Below are 17,218 nucleotides of genomic sequence, written 5' to 3'. Positions count from 1 at the left end.
TGGTTACCGACCAGGTTAGTGAACGTTCGGCTCCCAGGTGTCATTCCATGAGGGAGCTCCGGGTGGCGGAAGCTCTCGCATGAGGGTATGGGCCGATCTAGAGTGCATTTCGTATGGCGATTTTCCGGTCGGCTTCTGGCGAGGGGCAGACCGAGGTCGTCCTCACCGCCGGCAACCCGTACGGCAGCCGAACGCTCGTGGTCGAGCGGGACGAGGACGCCTCGGTAGCTTACCTGTGCTCGCCTGACGGTGCCGTGCACGGCGCCGTGTGGCTGGCCAACCACCGTCCCGCGCCCGAGGTGGTCGATCTGGCCAGGCTCAACTCCGGGTTGCCGCCGCTCATGCCCCGGCCCAACACCACGCACCCGGCCGGGCGCCGGCCGCTCGGGCAGCTGACGGCGCTGTGGTTCGAGGAGGGCGACGGGGTCGCGGTCTATGAGGACGAGGACCTGCTGGCGGTCATCCCCGGGTGGGCCGACATGAGCAGGGGCATGCCCGGCTACGCCCGTGACGCCGTGGGTGAGACGCCGTTCGCCTGGGCGCTGTCCGAGGCGCTCGACGGGCTGCGGCCGCGCATCTCCAACGCCAGGTCCTACTGGCGCTGGCGGCATCTGGAGGGGTCCTGGGCGTCGTTCCAGGAGTTCGTCATGGGGCATCTGGAACGGGGGCTCGGGCCGGCCGGGCGCTACTGGGACGTGAGCGGGGAGCGGCTGCCGACTGTCGGCGTCACCGAGCGGCCGCCGTACGGGCGCCGGGGGTTCACGGTGCTCTCCACGGTCGGGATGAGCTGCCAGCGGATGCCCACCGTCGAGCAGTGGATCGACCGGCCGGGCGCGTACGCCAGAATCGAGCTGGCCGTGGCCACCCGTGAGGATCCGCGTGAGGCGGCGCTGCTGCTGGTGTGGCTGTCGCAGTATCCGTGGCACTCGGTCACGTGGCTAGGGCACGGGCATACCGCCAAGTGGTATCACGAGCCGGCCACGTTCCCGCTGGGCCCGCAGTACGCGGGGGTCATGATGGTCGCCGACCCACCCGCCATGCCGGATTTATCAGGATTCGCCTTCGGCGGTGAAGCCGTCCGCTGGCTCTGGCTCCAGCCGATCACCATCGAGGCGATGGAAGAACACCGCCACTAGCGACACGTCAGAAGAACAGCGTCATCAGCAGCCAGACCGGCACCAGCGTGGTCACCAGCGAGTCGAGCCGGTCCATGAGACCGCCGTGGCCCGGCAGGAGCGTGCCCAGGTCCTTGATGCCGAGATCCCGCTTGATGATCGACTCGATCAGGTCACCGACGGTCGCCAGCACCGCCACGAGCGCGCCGATCAGGGCGCCCTGCCAGAGCTGCCCGTCCATGAGCCAGCTCACCAGCCAGGCGCCCACCGCCACGCACGCGATGATGGACCCGGCCATCCCCTCCCAGGTCTTCTTCGGGCTGATGACGGTCATCTGGTGCTTGCCGAACAGCACGCCCGCGATGTAGCCGCCGATGTCGCTGGCCACGGTCACCGCGATGAAGATGACCACCCGATCACGGCCGTCACCAGGCGCCAGCAGCAACGCCGCGAACCCGGCCAGCAGCGGCGGATAGACCAGGATGAACACCGAAGCGGTCGTGTCGCGTACGTAGCCGTCGGTGCCGTCACTGAACATCCGCCAGATCAGCAGGACGAAGACGACCACCACGAACGCGCCGAGCAGCCAGACAGGCCCGCCCCAGTAGGCACCGGCGAACATCGCGACCATGCCACCGAGCAGGGGCACGGCCGGCACCTTGATGCCGCGGCTCCCGAACGCCTGGATCAGCTCCATGACCCCGACGCCCACGGCTCCCGCCAGCACCAGGAGAAAGAGTTCTTTGACGGTGTAGAGCGTGCCGATGACGAGCGCGCCCAACCCCAAGCCCACCGCTATGGCGGCAGGAAGGTTCCGTCCGGTACGGCTGCCGCCGCTCGGGCTGGTGCCAGCCGTACTTTCGTCCACAGATCTCTTCCTGGGTCTTCCATGAGCCACGGCCCCCGCCACCGGGCGAGGGCCGTGCGGCGCGCCGCTCAGACCTCGAGCAGCTCGGTTTCCTTGTGCTTGAGCAGCTCGTCGATCTTGGCGACGTGCTTCTGGGTGATGTCGTCGAGCTCCTTCTCCGCGCGGCGGACCTCGTCCTCGCCCGCCTCCCCGTCCTTGATCATCTTGTCGAGGATCTCTTTGGCGGAGCGGCGGATGTTGCGCACGGACACCTTGGCGTGCTCGCCCTTGTTCCTGGCGACCTTGATGTACTCCTTGCGCCGGTCCTCCGACAGCTCGGGGAACGACACGCGGATCACCGCCCCGTCGTTGCCGGGGTTGACGCCCAGGTCGGACTCACGGATCGCCTTCTCGATCGCGGCCATCGAACCCTTGTCGTAGGGCTGGATGATCACCATGCGGGCCTCGGGCACATGGAACGAGGCCAACTGCTGGATCGGGGTCGGCGTGCCGTAGTACTCGGCATTGATCTTGTTGAACATCGAAGGGGTTACCCGGCCCGTCCGGATGCCCGCGAAGTCCTCCTTCGCGACCGTAACGGCCTTGTCCATCTTTTCCTCGGCTTCGAGGAGGGTTTCGTCGATCACAGCGGCTCCCTGTCTTCTGGCTGGCGATGTCGGGCGCGCTCCCTCATTTGCCTGCGGGACTCACCAGCGTGCCGATTTTCTCACCGCGGACCGCTCGCAGGATGTTGCCCTCGCCCATCAGGTCGAAGACGACGATCGGGAGGTCGTTGTCCTTGCACAGGCTGATCGCGGTGGCGTCCATGACCTGGAGGTCGCGGATCAGCACCTCGCCGTAGTCGAGGTGGTCGAACCTGACCGCGTCGGGATTCTTCCGTGGATCGGAGTCGTAGACCCCGTCCACCTGAGTGCCCTTGAGCAGCGCCTCGGCGCCGATCTCCAGGGCGCGCTGGGACGCCGCGGTGTCGGTGGAGAAGAACGGCGAGCCGAGCCCGGCGCCGAAGATGACCACGCGCCCCTTCTCCAGGTGCCTGATCGCGCGGCGCGGCAGGAACGGCTCGGCGACCTGCTGCATGGTGATGGCGGTCTGCACGCGGGTCTCGACGCCGCGCCGCTCCAGGAAGTCCTGCAGCGCGAGACAGTTGATGACGGTGCCCAGCATCCCCATGTAGTCGGCGCGGGCGCGGTCGATGCCCTGCTCGGACAGCGCCGCGCCGCGGAACATGTTGCCGCCGCCGACCACCACCGACACCTGCACACCCTCGCGTACGGCCTCGGCGATCGAGTCGGCCAGGTGGTCGACCACCAGCGGGTCGATCCCCAGCGGGTCGCCACCGGCGAACGCCTCACCTGACAGCTTCAGCATGACCCGCTTCCACCGGAGCGGGTTCTGATACGAAGAAGCCGCCGACGTAGCTGGCTCCTGGTTCTCCTGCACGGCGGCGGCCTCCCTCTTAGGCGGTTCGATGGGCTGGAATTTCGTTCAAGCCTAAGCCTGGCCGACTTTGAAGCGAACGAAGGCCAGCACCTCGGCACCGTTCTCCTCGGCGTACTTGCCGACAGTCTTCTTGTTGTCCTTGACGAACGCCTGCTGGAGCAGGGTGAAGTCCTTGTACCAGCCGTTGACGCGACCCTCGACGATCTTGCCGATGGCGGCCTCGGGCTTGCCCTCCTCGCGCGTCATCTCCTCGAAGAGCTTGCGCTCCTTGTCGACGACGTCGGCGGGCACGGCGGCGGCGTTGAGGTACTGAGGGGCCATCGCGGCGGCGTGCTGCGCGATGTCCTTGGCGACCTCGGAGTTCGGCTTGTCGAGCTGGACCAGCACGCCGACGGCCGGCGGCAGCGCCGGGTCGGTACGGTGCATGTAGGCGCCGATGTAGCCGCCCTCCAGCACCGCGAACCGGCGGATCTCGATCTTCTCGCCCAGCGCGACGTTGGCCTCGTCAAGGAGTTCCTTGACGGTCTTGCCGTCGAGCGAGGACTCGAGCAGCGTCGCCACGTCGGCCGGCTTGGTGGCCAGGATGTGCGCGACGACCTGACCGGCCAGCTCCTGGAAGCGCTCGCCCTTGGCCACGAAGTCGGTCTCGCAGTTGAGCTCCAGCAGCGCCGCGGCGGAGTCGCCGTCCTGCTTGAGCGCGACCAGGCCGTTGGAGGCGGTGCGCGCCTCGCGCTTGCCCACGTCCTTGGCGCCCTTGAGGCGCAGCAGCTCGATGGCGCGGTCGATGTCGCCGTCAGCCTCTTCGAGCGCCTTCTTGCAAGACATCATTCCGGCCGCGGTGATCTCGCGAAGCCGCTTGACGTCGGCCATGTTCACGGAAGCCATTGCTTTTTTCCTTGTGGGATTTCGTCGTGGATCGGGTGGGCGCCGACCTTCCGGCACCCACCCTATGGTTCGAACGGCCGGCGGCTGCCGTACAGGAGCTCAGCGTCTTACCTGGTGAGCAGCCCTGCCTTCGCGGCCTGCCCGGCTCTTCCGGCCTTGCCCGGCGGCGGGGGTCTCGACCCCCCGCCGCCGGGCTCAGCGTCTGCGATTTCCGCTCGGCCTCGCGTGCGGGTCACTCCACGGAGCCGGGCTGGGTAGGCGACTGCTCGCCACCTCGGTGTTCACCCGAGGTGTGAGCGGTCAGGCCTGCTGCTGCTCGGTCTCGCCCTCGGCGGCGGCCGGAGCGACCTCAGCCGCGACCTCAGCCTCAGGGGCAGCGGCCTCAGCCTCGGGAGCGACGGCCTCAGCCTCGGGAGCGGCGGCCTCGGCGGCCGGCTCAGGGGCGGCCTGCTCGGCGGCGCCCTGCTCGATGAGCTCGCGCTCCCACTCGGCCAGCGGCTCGGCGGCAGCGGGCTTCTCGTCACCGCGGGCGGCGCCCGAGCGAGCCATCAGACCGGCCGCGACACCGTCGGCGACGACCCTGGTCAGCAGGCCGACGGCGCGGATGGCGTCGTCGTTGCCGGGGATCGGGTAGTCGACCTCGTCGGGGTCGCAGTTGGTGTCGAGGATCGCGACGACAGGGATGCCAAGCTTCTTGGCCTCGCTGATCGCGATGTGCTCCTTCTTGGTGTCGACGATCCACACCGCGCTGGGCACGCGGCCCATGTCACGGATGCCGCCGAGCGTGCGCTCGAGCTTGTCCTTCTCACGCCGGCGCATGAGGAGCTCCTTCTTGGTGAGCCCCGAGGCGGCGACGTTGTCGAAGTCGAGCTCCTCGAGCTCCTTCAGACGCTGAAGCCTCTTGTGCACGGTGGAGAAGTTGGTGAGCATGCCACCCAGCCAGCGCTGGTTGACGTACGGCATGCCGACGCGAGCCGCCTGCTCGGAGATGGCCTCCTGCGCCTGCTTCTTGGTGCCGATGAACAGGATCGTGCCGCCGTGGGCGACCGTCTCCTTGACGAAGTCGTAGGCACGGTCGATGAACGACAGCGACTTCTGCAGGTCGATGATGTAGATGCCGTTGCGCTCGGTGAAGATGAAGCGCTTCATCTTCGGGTTCCAGCGGCGGGTCTGGTGCCCGAAGTGAACGCCGCTCTCGAGCAGCTGTCGCATGGTGACGACGGGGGCCATGTGATGGTCCTCCAGGTCTGGGCGCCCGTGCGGGCGGGCGCGGTTCTCGGTTGTGCCGCGACAGCCCAGTGGCTGTCGCCCTGATGCCCCGAACCCGCTCCAGCCGAGCCGTGGCTCGGACCGATGGGGCGGTCCGCGATGGGGCATGCGAAGTCGGCCTGTGATGCGCAGGCCACCCAAAAGTCTACCTCCCACGCCGCCCCGGCCTGACCGCCTCGGGTCAGCCCGCGTCGTGGTCCTCCGTGGGCAGCCCCGGCGCCGCCCTCCGCACATGCGGGAAGAGATTGACCTGGGCCTCGGCGATCCTGGCACCGGGAGGCGCCGCCCGCTCATCGCGATGGCGCGCCAGGTACGGCTCGAACAGCTTCTCGACCTCGACATTGAGCCGCGCCATCTCCTCGGCGTCGAGCCGCAGCATCAGGCGGCTGAAGCGGGTCGCCTCGCGCCACTCCTCGGGCTCCTGGTCGATGTTCTCCAGCGCCCGCCGGGCCTCCTCGTCCGCTTCCTTGCGAAACGCCTGGATCAGCAGGTGCTTGGCCTCACGCACCTCCGGCTGATCGCCGGGCTGCACGCCGACCGACAGGGGCGTACTCGTCGGCTTCCAGACCCGCTCCCGCCCGTCGCCGCGCGGCGGCGCATCTTCCACGAACCCGTACTTGGCCAGCATGCGCAGGTGGTAACTGGCGGCGCTCGGAGTGATGCCGGCGACCTCGGCGACCTCGGTGGCGGTGGCGCTGCCGTCGACACCCAGCCGGTTCAGGATCGCCAGCCGGGCCGGGTGCGCCAGGGCCCGCATCGCCTTGGGGTCACTGAGGCTCTCCCGCGTCATGGCACCAAGGTACCCGGAAGTGATGTGAAGCATTGCCTTCATAACCCTGAAGGGTTACTTTCATAGTTATGAAGCATTCCCTTCACAAATCGGCGCCAACTCGCGATCCGATCGCACCCGGAGGCGCGCCGGCCTCACCTGGGGACGCCCCACCGGCGCCAGACCTCACCCCGCTCCTCAAACAGCGCGACTATCGACTGCTCTGGACCGCTCGCACCATCTCCATAACCGGCTCCGAGGTGTCCAAGCTGGCCGTGCCGCTGACCGCGGTCACCCTGCTCGCCGCCTCCCCCATGGAAATGGGCCTGCTCACTGGGGCGGCCTCACTCCCCGCCCTGCTCCTCGGCCTCCAGTCGGGCGCGATCGCCGACCGCCTCTCGCGCCACCGCCCCCTCATGATCGCCTGCGAACTCGTCTCCTGCGCCGCCGCACTGACGGTCCCTGTGGCCTGGCTCCTGGGCGTGCTCAACGCCTTCTGGCTCATCGTCGTCGCCCTGGTCATCGGCTCAGCGGGCGTGCTCTTCAGGGCCGCGAACTTCCCGCACGTGGCCGCGATCGTCTCCCCCGAACAGCGAACGGAGGCCATGGCCGGCTTCCACGCCTCCTACTCAGTGGCTTCCGTCGGCGGCCCCGGCCTGGCCGGGCTCCTCGTACAACTGCTGACGGCCCCGCTGGCGGTGTTCACGGAGGCGCTGTCGTTCCTGGCCTCGGCACTGCTGCTGCGCTCGATCCGTACCCCGGAGAAGAACGAGCCGGCCCCCTCCCGAGGCATGTGGCGAGACGTGACCGAAGGGCTCCGCGTCAGCGCCACCCATCCCGTACTCCGTGCCCTCCTCGGCGCGGGCGTCACCATCAACTTCTTCGCCCTGGCCTACACGGCCGTCTACATGCTGTACATGGTGAACACCCTCGGCATCCCCAGGGGCCTCATCGGCGCCCTCATCGCCCTCGGCGGCGTCGGCGGGCTCATCGGCGCCTGGATCACCACCCGCGCCGCCAAACGCTACGGCGAGAACCGCGTGCTCCTCGCCTCCGTACTCTTCTTCCCGATCGAAATACTGGCAGTGGGGCTGCTCAGCGGACCCCTCTGGTGGAAGCTGGCTCTGCTCACGCTCACCGGCGTCGTCACAGGTGGCGTCGTAGTCGCGTTCGCGACCTGCATGGGCGCGATCGTCCTGCGCGAAACCGCCCCCGAACTCCGTGGCCGCGTCAATGCCACCATGACGTTCGCCGTACAGGGTGTCATGGCTCTGGGCGGCCTCGCGGGTGGCGCGCTGGCCGAGTTCGCAGGCCTGCGTCCCGTCATTGTCGTCTCAGCGGTCGGCATCGCACTCAGTACGATCTGGATCTGGGCCTCTCCCCTGCGCCCTGGCCGCCGCCGTCGCTTCGCGGACCCCACTGACCCGGCATCGGCCCAGCCCTCACCAGAGCCCTCGAAGTCCTGACCCTTCCAGACGAGAACGCCTCGTTCACCGCCACCCACTGACGTTCCCCATCGAACCGACGCACCATGGCGACCAACGTCCACCATCCGCACCACGCACCATGGCGACCAACGTCCACCATCCGCACCACGCACCATGGCGACCGAACATCAACCTGACGGCCCAGCTCTGCGAACACCGCAGCGTGGAGCATCCAGCGTCGCCATCCGTGACATACGGCTCAGGCAACTACACCCCGGCCTCAGCCACCAACCCTTCGAGCACAGGCCCTCAAACACAATCCTTCACCCAGCCAGACGCGGCCCCTCGTTTGGCTAGATCAACTCGTCCGCCAGTAGGTCCATAAGCAACCCATCGTGAAACTCTCCAGTCACCGGATTCCGCTCATAGGCCCGCATAATCCCCACCCGCTTGAACCCCACCCGCTCGTAGGCATTGATGGCCACCGTGTTGTGCGCCGCAGGATCGATGGTCAGCCGGTGATGCCCCCGCTCCTCGATTAACCATCGCGCCAACGTACGAACGGCTTCCTGCCCGAACCCGCGTCCGTGCCACCGCGGTCCGAGAAAGATGTCGATCCCCGAGCTGCGATACATCGGATCCTCGACCTCCTCGTACTGGATGGCCCCGATCACCTCGCCGCCGACCGTAATGGCGAGCATGTCGTCGAACTCATCGACCGGCCCCCACCACTTGGCCACCTCCGGCGTCCCCGCGATCTCCCGCAGCCGCGCCTCGTCATCCCGTACGACGTCCCGCAGTATCACCCGGGACCCACGCAGCTCAACCATGCCGCCTCCCCAACCCCGCCTGCGCCACGATGGCAGCAGTAATCCACAGGCTTACCGACCCGCACCCTCCTTTTCCACAGAATTACGTTCGCCCCTCCGACCGCCCCCACCTTTCCCGCAAACTCACCGCATGCCCATCCATCCCACCCCCTGCTGTCCGCCACCTCTTACCTCTTCCAACTCCGCCCCTCAATCACCGCATCACTTCCACCCCGCCCCTCCATCACGGCATCGCTCCCACCCCACCCCTCCATCACGGCATCGCAACCATCCGCTTCACTCCCGCCCTGACACTCCCAACAGCCACTCCAGCCCCGAATCCCCGCACCTCTTCGGCCCCACAGCTCCACGCCTCTTCGGCCTCAAACCCACGCACCTCTTCGCCCACCAAAGCCCACAACTCACCACCACCCCTTCAACCACGAAACCCCCACAATCCGCCCACGCCCCTCCGAAGGCGGCAGGTCAACCCATCCCCCGCCAACAAAGCACCTTCAGCGAGGAGCGCCGTCATACCCGGTGACGCTTCTGGCCGCCCTCCTCGCCCTAGCCATCCCCCTGATCTCCTTGGCACTCGCAAGCCCCGCCGCCGCTGCCGACCGCCCCACCTGGCGATGGCCACTGGGCGGACACCCCAGAGTCCTCCGCCAGTTCGCACCCCCACCCGAGCCGTGGCTGTCGGGCCACCGGGGCATCGACCTCGGCGCCCCACCCAGCACCCCTGTCGTAGCCGCAGGCCCAGGCATCGTCCGCTTCGCTGGCCCCCTCGCGGGCCGGGGTGTGGTCACCATCGAGCACACGGACGGCCTACGCACGACGTATCTGCCGGTCAACGCATCAGTACGCCGGCACCAGCGCGTAACGCCCGGCACCCGCCTGGGAGTCATCGAACGGCCAACTGGCCACTGCCGAGAATCCTGTCTTCACTGGGGCCTCCTGCGCGGCTCCCACTACCTGGACCCCTTGCTCCTCCTCGGACAAGCCCACATCCGCCTCCTCCCTTACTGGAACCTGGACGCCCTGGACACCGCCGCCCTCTGGACGCAGCCACCACCCTCAAGCACCGAACACCTCCACCCGGCATCCGCCGACATGACTCCCTCTACGGCAACAACGGCAACTACCCGACCGCTGACATCGCCACCTCAGCCAGGTCGCACCCCTGCGCCCGGCCCCACCGTTTCGAACGAACCCTCCTGGCCTCCCGACGCCAATCCCGCCTTCCGCTTCGCGGCACGTTCCGCCTCGACACCCGCCATCTCAATCATCAGCGTGGGCACGCTGTTCAGCGCATTACTGCTGATGACCCTGATCCGCCGCCATCGAAGTACGCGCACGCAGCACCCGCGCACCACACGAGGTCAACACCGCAAACAGCAGCGAAATCGACCCCCACGAAAGCGCCGACGCAGAGCCAGGCCCATCAAGCGATAACCCAGGGCGCCCGCCTGCCTGATGGCTGATGGCTGCTGCCAGCCTCTGTGAGGCAGCGTCCCACTGAGTGGTGGATCCACGATCTCGCTATAGGACTTCTACCGGGGACTCACAGGGCCGAGGAGCCGAGGAGCCGAGAAGCGACACCGCTCCGCGGGACGTCATCCAGGCCTTGCCACACGGGACCCCAGCTGACACGGTCATGCGGCCAGTCGGTCCGACGAACCCGCCAAATCTCACCGAGCGAAGTCGGTCATACGCCAGCGCGCACTAGGTCCACCCCGCCGAACCCCACAATTTCGTCCCCCGGCCGGACCCAGCCCCAGCAACAACCCCGCTGGACTGGAAACCCGAATCCCGCAGGACCCGAAACCCAGCCCTCTCGAGCTGACGTCCCGCAACGCGGTGAAGTTTCTCACCCCCTCGGCCCTGTTCGCCCACGTAGGAAAGGCACAACGAGATCGTTGTTCCGCCACTGGGCGGGACACCATCTCCCTCTCTCGAACCAGGGAACCAAGCCCCCGCTGAACCCGGAACTCAGTCCGCTATTGGACTCGAACCAGGAGTTCAGGGTTTTGATGAGTCCACGCGAGTTCAGGTGCGTGGTTAGGCCGGTCAATCGAGCCCAGACCCGTTCGCGCCCGTTCACGCTGTGTGGCTCCCATTCTGGCTCCCTTCGGGCTCTCAGCCAATCACGCCTCTCCAGCTTGGGCGTGTCCGACGGCCAGGGCATAGAGTCCTGCCAGCAGTTGAACCACTGTGCTGTCGAGGGCGCAGCAGCGCGATGACAGTCACTCACGCGAGGAGCGCTCGCAACGAGCAGGCTACCTTTCAGCCGGCGGGTCTAAACCGTCCGCAAAATGCCCCCTCCCAGAGACTTACGAAAAGTCAAAAATTCAGAAATCAATACAAGCTGCGCGACTTAACGGGTATTAGTGCGGAGATGAAGGGGGGCTGCATGCCTTGGCTGGATCACGAATTTATATTGGGTGACGACAGCATGTCATCTCCAACCGTTGGGTGCTCTTGCGGCTGGCAAAAGAAGGCATACTGGGGAGAGCCCGCAGACGCTTGGCAAAAGCACCTGCGCAAGGCGCGTGCATATTTCGAGCACGATGAGAGCGATGCGACTCGGTGGACTGATTCCAACGGAGAATCTCGGGTGGCTTGTAGGTGTGGCTGGGAAAGTGCACCTGGACGCCGACTGGATCTTATAGATGCATGGGAACAGCATCTACGCGACGCAAACTAATCCTCAGGCCGAAATATCAGCTGAGGAGCCGAGCCGACCACGCATTCTTCTGTCCATCCTGCCGTTGACCCACCGCGGAGCGGCAGCGGGCCGACGACGGAGGTGCAAGCCCGGCTTGACGTGTCCCTCAGCGTGGGCAGCTTCCACGTTCATTGGCCGCCAACGGTTACAGCCGGGCTTGCGGCGGAGGAGGCGGTCTGCTGGGCTTGCCTGGGTCGATGGCAGGCGGGATGGACCCCACCAGCCACCCCACAACCCGCACGTGCGTGCGATCGACATCCCGGAGCCGGAGCGCCCCCGCCGGAGGCATGCAGTGAGGCCGGCCCCGTGACCGCGCACGCGTGCGCTGGCTGGCTCGTCCACGTGAACCGAGAAGTGCGCCCCCTGTGTGGTCAGGTCTGTACTGTCGCCTGGCGGCCCCTTCCACTCGTCCGCGCCAGCCGTCCGGCGTTCTGCGCGTCGCCGCCGGGAGCGCAGCGGGAGGTGGTGGCGTGCGCCGTGACGGCGGCGCGTGCGGCTCCTTGGGCCGCCTTGAAGGTACGAGAGCTCCGCCACTCTTTCGTCTCGATCTTGAGCGATGGGGACGTCTCGGTGGAACGCATCGCCGATCTCGTCGGGCACTCGACGCCCACCACGCAAACTGTCTATCGACACCAGATCAGACCGGTCATCGTCCATGGCGCTGAGACCATGGATGCTGTCTTCGGCAACGGCGACCAAGCTGGGTAGTGGCTCCCCCGTTGGCTCCCGGAAGGACTCAGGCCCCTCATCCTTGATCCCGGAGAGGGGCCTGAGCTGTGTCTACCTCGGTCTTGCCGAAGCTCCCGCGATAGGACCCGAACCAATCCCCCACTGGGCCCCGAACAGATGTCCAGTCACGCCCTGGGGTGTGCCTGGCGGTATGCCGTGCGGAGGCGCTCGATCGAGACATGCGTGTAGATCTGGGTGGTGTGCAGCGATGCGTGTCCGAGAAGCTCCTGGACGCTGCGCAGGTCGGCGCCGCCTTCAAGCAGGTGCGTCGCCGCGGTGTGTCGCAGCCCGTGCGGGCCCATGTCCGGTGCTCCCTCGACCTCACGCAAGCGAGCGTGCACCACCCGGCGCACCGTACCCGCGTCGATCCGCCCGCCTCGTACCCCAAGAAACACCGCCACCCCCGAGCCGGCGCGGATCCACCGGGGGCGTCCGTGGACGCACCACCTGTCCAAAGCACGGAGCGCGGGCAACCCGAACGGCACCGACCGTTCCTTACGGCCCTTGCCGAGCACCCTGATGACGTGCCGATCCCGATCGACATCGTCGACGTCCAGCGCGCACAGCTCACTCACCCGCACCCCTGTGGCGTAAAGCAGCTCCAGGATGGCCTGATCCCGCAATTCCTTGGGCTCTCCGTCCGACGGCACTTCAAGGGTGGCCTGAGCCTGCTCCAGATCGAGTACGGCAGGCAACGGACGGGGAGCCTTGGCACTGCCCAACAGCAGGCCGGGGTCGTCCGGCAACCAGCCTCTGCGATGGCAGTAGGCCGTGAAGGTACGTACGCAGGCGGTCCTGCGCGCCAGCGTCGCCCTCGCCTTGCCGTTAGCGTGCTGCTCGGCCAGCCATTCGCGCAACGTACTGATATCAAGACCGTGGAGCTGACCGTCCAGGTGCTCGAACAGGGCCGTGACGTCGGAGAGATAAGCACGCACGGTATGCGGGGACAGGTCTCTTTCAAACCGCAAGTACCTGCCGAATTCGGCTGTCACCTCATCCGCCCCCAGCCACCCGTCGGTCATAAGTGCCTCCCCTCCCACAGAAGCCGACCGCTGCCGGAGCCACGCGCACCAGGCGATCGACAGCCCACGGCCGGGCTTGTACCCGTATATCGGCCTACCGTCGCCTCGTTTCTTTCACCTTTGCACATTGGTCCACGACCAGCAGCCGACCGATGGGGCGGTGTCTCGTTGGTCGCGAATCGATGACGCCCCGCGGAGTGGCGTGGTTTCTCGGTCGCTCGGACCGATCCTCCCTGGTAGAAACCAAGCCATGCGGCGAGTTCGTGGATCCACCACTCAGTGGGACGCCACCGGCAGATCAGTGATCTAGCCAAGCTGAAAGCCGAGATCGCCCGCTCGCACCGGCGCGCCAGAAGCGGTCCGGGTCACCGACCGTTTCCACCTCTGGCAAAACCTGTCCACCGCACTCGGTCGTCGGTCGAAGATGACGTCCCGCAGAGCGGTGTAGTTTCTGCGCGCTCGTTGTTCGCCATGTAGGAAACACACAACAAGATCGTTGATCCACCACTGGGGTGAGACACGACCCGCCGCCCTGGCCCGAGGCGGCTCAGATCGCGATCACGCGCCCACACCCGCTGGGCCCACCCTCGATGATCCCTTGCTCGCGGCAGCGCCTCCCCCGTGAAGGGATGAGCAACCCATGCTCCCCCAGCGGCTGTCAGTGCAATCTGCGCCGGCCGCCCGGCAGCCCCAGCCAGAGACCTCGGATGCGTTGGAATTCGCCGTCCTTGGGGGAGGGCCGTTGGGGTGCCGCCCCTTGAAGAGGGAAGGCGAGCGCCCGCCCCGCGGTGCTCGGTCGTGGATCGCGAGGCGGGCGCTCGTTCGGAGGCGCGGGCGGGAGCGCGTCCGCCCGCGACGGCGGGAGGGTCAGGAACTCGCGACGGTCGTAAGGCCAGCAGCCTTTGACGGTGGGAAGAGTCGAGCGCCCATGGCAGTGGGGAGGAGCGGGGAGCCCGTGACGGTGGGAAGGAGCGCGAGTTCGGGACGGTGGGAAGGGTCAGGAGCAGGTGGCGTGGAGGAAGGGTCAGGAGCAGGTGGCGTTGGTGGGCTGGACGGCCGGGCCGTTGGCGGTGAAGCCGACGGCGACCGACGCGCCGGGGGCGAGGTTCTTGGCGTAGTCGGGGCCCTTGGCGGTCCACGTCGTGCCCGACTGGGTCACGACCGCGTTCCAGCCGTTGACCAGCGTCACGCCCGACGGGAACGTCCAGGTGGCGGTCCAGTCGCTGATCGTGCCGGTGCCGGTGTTCTTCACCGTCAGCTCGCCCTGGAAGCCGCCCTGCCAGGAGTTCGTCTGCTTGTACGTCACCGTGCACTGCCCGGGAGGGTTGGGCGTGGGCGTATCGGAGGGCTGCCCGGTGCCGCCGGTCGGCGGGATCAGGTACGGCTGGAGAATGGCCTGCTTGGCCTGGTTGACGGTGGTCCAGTCGTCGTTGAGGATGCCCCCGGTATCACCGGAGTTCGGGTTCCACGACCAGTAGGTGAACGACATCCCGTTCACCCCGGTACCCGTGTACTTCAGGAGCTCCTGCAGCCAGATCTTGTCCACGTTCGCGGCCAAGGTGGTGCCGAACTCACCGATCATGATCGGCGCGATGTTCTGCTTGTACAGGTAGCCCCAGTACTTGTCCCAGATGGCCGGCAGGTTGGCGGGGTAGTCGGGGGCGTCGAACCAGGTCTGGTGGTAGACCGAGGTCGCATAGTCGTGGGGCGAGTAGACCAGGCGGTTGGCCACGTTGAGCCGTACCGGATACTGGCCCGCCTTCGACAGGTTCCCGCCCCACCAGCCGCAGTCCTCGTCGTTGCTGGGATCGCCGTCCCACACGTTGGACAGGCCGCCGCTCGGGCAGCTCACGCCCTCCACGAAGATCAGCCAGTTGGGGTTGACCGACAGGACCGCGTTGCCGGCCCGCTCAGCGGCCAGCCGCCAGTCGCGGGCCTGGTCGCCGCAGCCCCAGCAGGAGCCGGTCGCGTTGGGGTTGGTGCCCTCGGCGTGCGGCTCGTTGTGCAGGTCGGCGCCGATGACGGTGGGGTTGTTCGCGTAGTGCTGGGCCAGCGCCTTCCAGTCGTTGATCCAGGTGCTCTCCGGCGTGGCGGAGACGTACCAGAGCGCGGACTGGCCCGCGGCGGTCGGGCGGTGACGATCGAGGATGATCCGCATGCCCTTGCCGCCCGCGTACGCGATGATCTTGTCCAGGATCTGCAGCGGCGACAGGCCGATCAGGTCGGGGTTGACGTAGTCGTTGATGCCGGTGGCCGTGGCGCCGGACTTGAGCGCGTCGTTGGAGTACGGCACGCGGATCGTGTTGTAGCCCAGCGAGGCCATCTTGTCGAGGTGGCCCTTCCAGGGAGTGCTCGACCACAGGCCGTGGAAGGTCCGGTTGTCGGTCTCCATGCCGAACCAGTTGAGGCCGGTCAGGCGCACGGTCGCGCCAGTACTGTCAACGATCTTGTTGCCGCTGGTGTGCAGGTAGCCGGTGCCCGTGCCGCCGGCTGCGCCTGCCGGGGCAGCCGTGGTCACCGCGACAGCGACTGCCGCTCCGGCCACCAGCGTGGCCAGGGCGGCCGTCATCGCCTTGGACAAGTGCATGGGGGTGCCTTTCGGAGAGGGAGAACGCGGCGTCATGCTCGGCTGCTGTCTTCACGCTCGTCAATGCACCGTGGGTTCTATGGCTGTGACCAGGCAGAATGCTTGAAAGTTTCACTGGGCAGACTAGTGCTCTGGAGCGGGGAACAACCGGTGCATGCCCGCGGCCACCCTCCGGCTGATCAGGCCGTCAGGAGCTTGGCGATCGCGACGACGCCGATGCAGACGATCACGCCGCGCAGGATCGGCGCGGGCAGCCTGCGGCCCAGGCGTGCGCCGAAGAAGCCGCCGATCATCGAACCCAGCGCCACCAGCAGCACGGCCTGCCAGTCGACGTCCGCGACCAGGATGTACAGGACAGCGGCGGTGAAGTTGACCAGCAGGGCGAGCACGTTCTTGGCCGCATTGATGCGCTGCAACTCCTCGTCCAGCATGATGCCCATCAGGCCGATGAGCAGGATGCCCTGGCCCGCGCCGAAATAGCCGCCGTACGCGCCGGCAGCGAGCGTGCCCAGCCACAGCCACGGCCCGCCGTGCGCGTGCCCCGGCCGGGCGGACAGCAGACGGCTCAGCCTGGGCTGGGTGATGACCAGCGCGCAGGACAGCGCGATCAGCACGCTCACGATCACGTTGAAGCTGCCCTCGGGCAGGGTGAGCAGCAGCAGCCCGCCGGCCAGCGAGCCGATGACGGAGGCCGGCGCCAGCCTGAGCAGCCGCTCCCGCTGACCCTTCAGCTCGGCCCGGTAGCCCATGACACCGGTGAGGCCGCCGGGGACCAGGCCGATGTTGTTGGAGACGTTCGCCGTGATCGGCGGCAGGCCGACGGCCAGCAGCGTGGGAAACGTGATCAGTGACCCGGAGCCGACGACGGTGTTGATCGCTCCGCCCGCAATCCCGGCCGCCAGCACCGCGACCATCTCAAGTGGTGCCATGCTCGGAACTCTAGAGCGTATCTCTCTTTCTAAGACAAATCAGTCCAATATATGGGAATGATCGGGCGTGGTTTCAGAGGGAGATCACGACCTTGCCGGATGCGTGGCCCAGGGCCGTACAGGACCAGCGCCCCGAACGCCGCCAGGCCACGCGGCCGCCGAGCGGCGGCGCGCGTCCGCTTCCGGTGCGCCGCCGTGGACGATCGCCCGGCCGGGCAGCTAATCCCCCGGTAGCAAGACCCGGTGACCCCCGCCCCCGCCTCGATCCGCATCTGGGTCAGCAGACCGGCCCGCCACGCCACGCCACGCCTCGGGCTCACGGGAGAAACGCTTGGCCGACCCGACCTGGTCGTCCTCTCCGGTCACCAGCAGCACCGGCCCGTTGATCCGCCCCACCGGAATCGCCGCCGCCGCAACGACGTCGGATCGGAGGCTGCGTTCGTAGATCGGGCGAAGCGGCGGGAGCCGTCGTGAATGGCGTGGTTATACGGGAAATAAGACAACGGGTGGTCGCCCAGGGGCCAGATCGGTAGGCGTTTCGCCCCTTCGCCCCTTCGCCCCTTCGCCCCTTCGCCCCTTCGCCCCTTCGCCCCTTCGCCCCTTCGCCCCTTCGCCCCTTCGCCCCTTCGCCCCTTCGCCCC

General features: G+C 67.4%; 14 protein-coding genes. 3 read left to right on the top strand and 11 right to left on the bottom strand.

Features of this window, described 5'->3' with window-relative positions:
• The first annotated feature begins 113 nt into the window (after positions 1-113).
• Positions 114-1,136: a suppressor of fused domain protein gene (locus tag AB0C30_RS13635; protein WP_357942981.1), complete on the top strand. Its 1,023-nt coding sequence runs from the start codon at positions 114-116 to the stop codon at positions 1,134-1,136.
• Between the two features lie 7 nt (positions 1,137-1,143).
• Here the strand turns inward: AB0C30_RS13635 and AB0C30_RS13630 are convergent, their stop codons facing one another.
• The 6 genes from AB0C30_RS13630 to AB0C30_RS13605 all read right to left on the bottom strand — a co-directional run bounded on the left by AB0C30_RS13630 (position 1,144) and on the right by AB0C30_RS13605 (position 6,367).
• The gene (locus AB0C30_RS13630; RefSeq protein WP_357942979.1) at positions 1,144-1,983 is read right to left on the bottom strand and encodes a phosphatidate cytidylyltransferase; all 840 of its coding nucleotides are present in this window, start codon (positions 1,981-1,983) and stop codon (positions 1,144-1,146) included.
• Between the two features lie 68 nt (positions 1,984-2,051).
• Positions 2,052-2,609, bottom strand: coding sequence for a ribosome recycling factor (gene frr, locus AB0C30_RS13625; RefSeq protein WP_357942977.1), 558 nt, complete (start codon positions 2,607-2,609; stop codon positions 2,052-2,054).
• Positions 2,610-2,652: 43 nt separating this feature from the next.
• Complete coding sequence (gene pyrH, locus AB0C30_RS13620; RefSeq protein ID WP_225290523.1) at positions 2,653-3,351, bottom strand: UMP kinase; 699 nt, start codon at positions 3,349-3,351, stop codon at positions 2,653-2,655.
• Positions 3,352-3,474: 123 nt separating this feature from the next.
• The gene (tsf, locus tag AB0C30_RS13615) at positions 3,475-4,308 is read right to left on the bottom strand and encodes a translation elongation factor Ts (protein WP_357942975.1); all 834 of its coding nucleotides are present in this window, start codon (positions 4,306-4,308) and stop codon (positions 3,475-3,477) included.
• Between the two features lie 300 nt (positions 4,309-4,608).
• Positions 4,609-5,538: a 30S ribosomal protein S2 gene (gene rpsB / locus AB0C30_RS13610; RefSeq protein WP_357942973.1), complete on the bottom strand. Its 930-nt coding sequence runs from the start codon at positions 5,536-5,538 to the stop codon at positions 4,609-4,611.
• Between the two features lie 220 nt (positions 5,539-5,758).
• On the bottom strand, positions 5,759-6,367 hold the full coding sequence (locus AB0C30_RS13605; RefSeq protein WP_357942971.1) for a winged helix-turn-helix domain-containing protein: 609 nt from the start codon (positions 6,365-6,367) through the stop codon (positions 5,759-5,761).
• Positions 6,368-6,435: 68 nt separating this feature from the next.
• Between AB0C30_RS13605 and AB0C30_RS13600 the strand changes: the two genes are divergently transcribed.
• Positions 6,436-7,812 (top strand): MFS transporter, encoded by a 1,377-nt coding sequence (locus AB0C30_RS13600; protein ID WP_357942969.1) that lies wholly within the window; start codon positions 6,436-6,438, stop codon positions 7,810-7,812.
• Between the two features lie 314 nt (positions 7,813-8,126).
• Here the strand turns inward: AB0C30_RS13600 and AB0C30_RS13595 are convergent, their stop codons facing one another.
• Entirely contained in the window at positions 8,127-8,603 is a 477-nt protein-coding gene (locus tag AB0C30_RS13595; RefSeq protein WP_357942967.1) for a GNAT family protein, read from the bottom strand.
• Between the two features lie 519 nt (positions 8,604-9,122).
• Here AB0C30_RS13595 and AB0C30_RS13590 point away from each other — a divergent pair.
• Positions 9,123-10,037 carry a M23 family metallopeptidase gene (locus tag AB0C30_RS13590; protein ID WP_357942965.1) on the top strand — a complete coding sequence of 305 codons (915 nt, stop codon included), beginning with the start codon at positions 9,123-9,125 and terminating at the stop codon, positions 10,035-10,037.
• Positions 10,038-11,681: 1,644 nt separating this feature from the next.
• Here AB0C30_RS13590 and AB0C30_RS13585 read toward each other — a convergent pair.
• From AB0C30_RS13585 to AB0C30_RS13570, 4 genes are all read right to left on the bottom strand, one after another.
• The gene (locus AB0C30_RS13585; RefSeq protein ID WP_357942963.1) at positions 11,682-11,891 is read right to left on the bottom strand and encodes a hypothetical protein; all 210 of its coding nucleotides are present in this window, start codon (positions 11,889-11,891) and stop codon (positions 11,682-11,684) included.
• Positions 11,892-12,164: 273 nt separating this feature from the next.
• Positions 12,165-13,061 carry a tyrosine recombinase XerC gene (locus tag AB0C30_RS13580; RefSeq protein WP_357942961.1) on the bottom strand — a complete coding sequence of 299 codons (897 nt, stop codon included), beginning with the start codon at positions 13,059-13,061 and terminating at the stop codon, positions 12,165-12,167.
• Between the two features lie 1,024 nt (positions 13,062-14,085).
• Positions 14,086-15,648: a cellulase family glycosylhydrolase gene (locus AB0C30_RS13575; protein WP_357942959.1), complete on the bottom strand. Its 1,563-nt coding sequence runs from the start codon at positions 15,646-15,648 to the stop codon at positions 14,086-14,088.
• Positions 15,649-15,827: 179 nt separating this feature from the next.
• Positions 15,828-16,577 (bottom strand): sulfite exporter TauE/SafE family protein, encoded by a 750-nt coding sequence (locus AB0C30_RS13570; RefSeq protein ID WP_357942957.1) that lies wholly within the window; start codon positions 16,575-16,577, stop codon positions 15,828-15,830.
• Between the last annotated feature and the right edge of the window lie 641 nt (positions 16,578-17,218).

Origin of the sequence: Nonomuraea sp. NPDC048901 (assembly GCF_040649695.1) — a bacterium.
Lineage (GTDB): Bacteria > Actinomycetota > Actinomycetes > Streptosporangiales > Streptosporangiaceae > Nonomuraea.
Note: the sequence above shows the minus strand (reverse complement) of the source record. Positions and strands in the feature narration are given on the sequence as shown.

Coding starts and splice junctions, on each gene's coding strand:
- AB0C30_RS13635 (WP_357942981.1), top strand. CDS start 114: ATGGCGATTTTCCGGTCGGCTTCTGGCGAGGGGCAGACCGAGGTCGTC.
- pyrH (WP_225290523.1), bottom strand. CDS start 3,351: ATGCTGAAGCTGTCAGGTGAGGCGTTCGCCGGTGGCGACCCGCTGGGG.
- tsf (WP_357942975.1), bottom strand. CDS start 4,308: ATGGCTTCCGTGAACATGGCCGACGTCAAGCGGCTTCGCGAGATCACC.
- rpsB (WP_357942973.1), bottom strand. CDS start 5,538: ATGGCCCCCGTCGTCACCATGCGACAGCTGCTCGAGAGCGGCGTTCAC.
- AB0C30_RS13605 (WP_357942971.1), bottom strand. CDS start 6,367: ATGACGCGGGAGAGCCTCAGTGACCCCAAGGCGATGCGGGCCCTGGCG.
- AB0C30_RS13600 (WP_357942969.1), top strand. CDS start 6,436: ATGAAGCATTCCCTTCACAAATCGGCGCCAACTCGCGATCCGATCGCA.
- AB0C30_RS13595 (WP_357942967.1), bottom strand. CDS start 8,603: ATGGTTGAGCTGCGTGGGTCCCGGGTGATACTGCGGGACGTCGTACGG.
- AB0C30_RS13585 (WP_357942963.1), bottom strand. CDS start 11,891: ATGCGTTCCACCGAGACGTCCCCATCGCTCAAGATCGAGACGAAAGAG.
- AB0C30_RS13580 (WP_357942961.1), bottom strand. CDS start 13,061: ATGACCGACGGGTGGCTGGGGGCGGATGAGGTGACAGCCGAATTCGGC.
- AB0C30_RS13575 (WP_357942959.1), bottom strand. CDS start 15,648: ATGCACTTGTCCAAGGCGATGACGGCCGCCCTGGCCACGCTGGTGGCC.
- AB0C30_RS13570 (WP_357942957.1), bottom strand. CDS start 16,577: ATGGCACCACTTGAGATGGTCGCGGTGCTGGCGGCCGGGATTGCGGGC.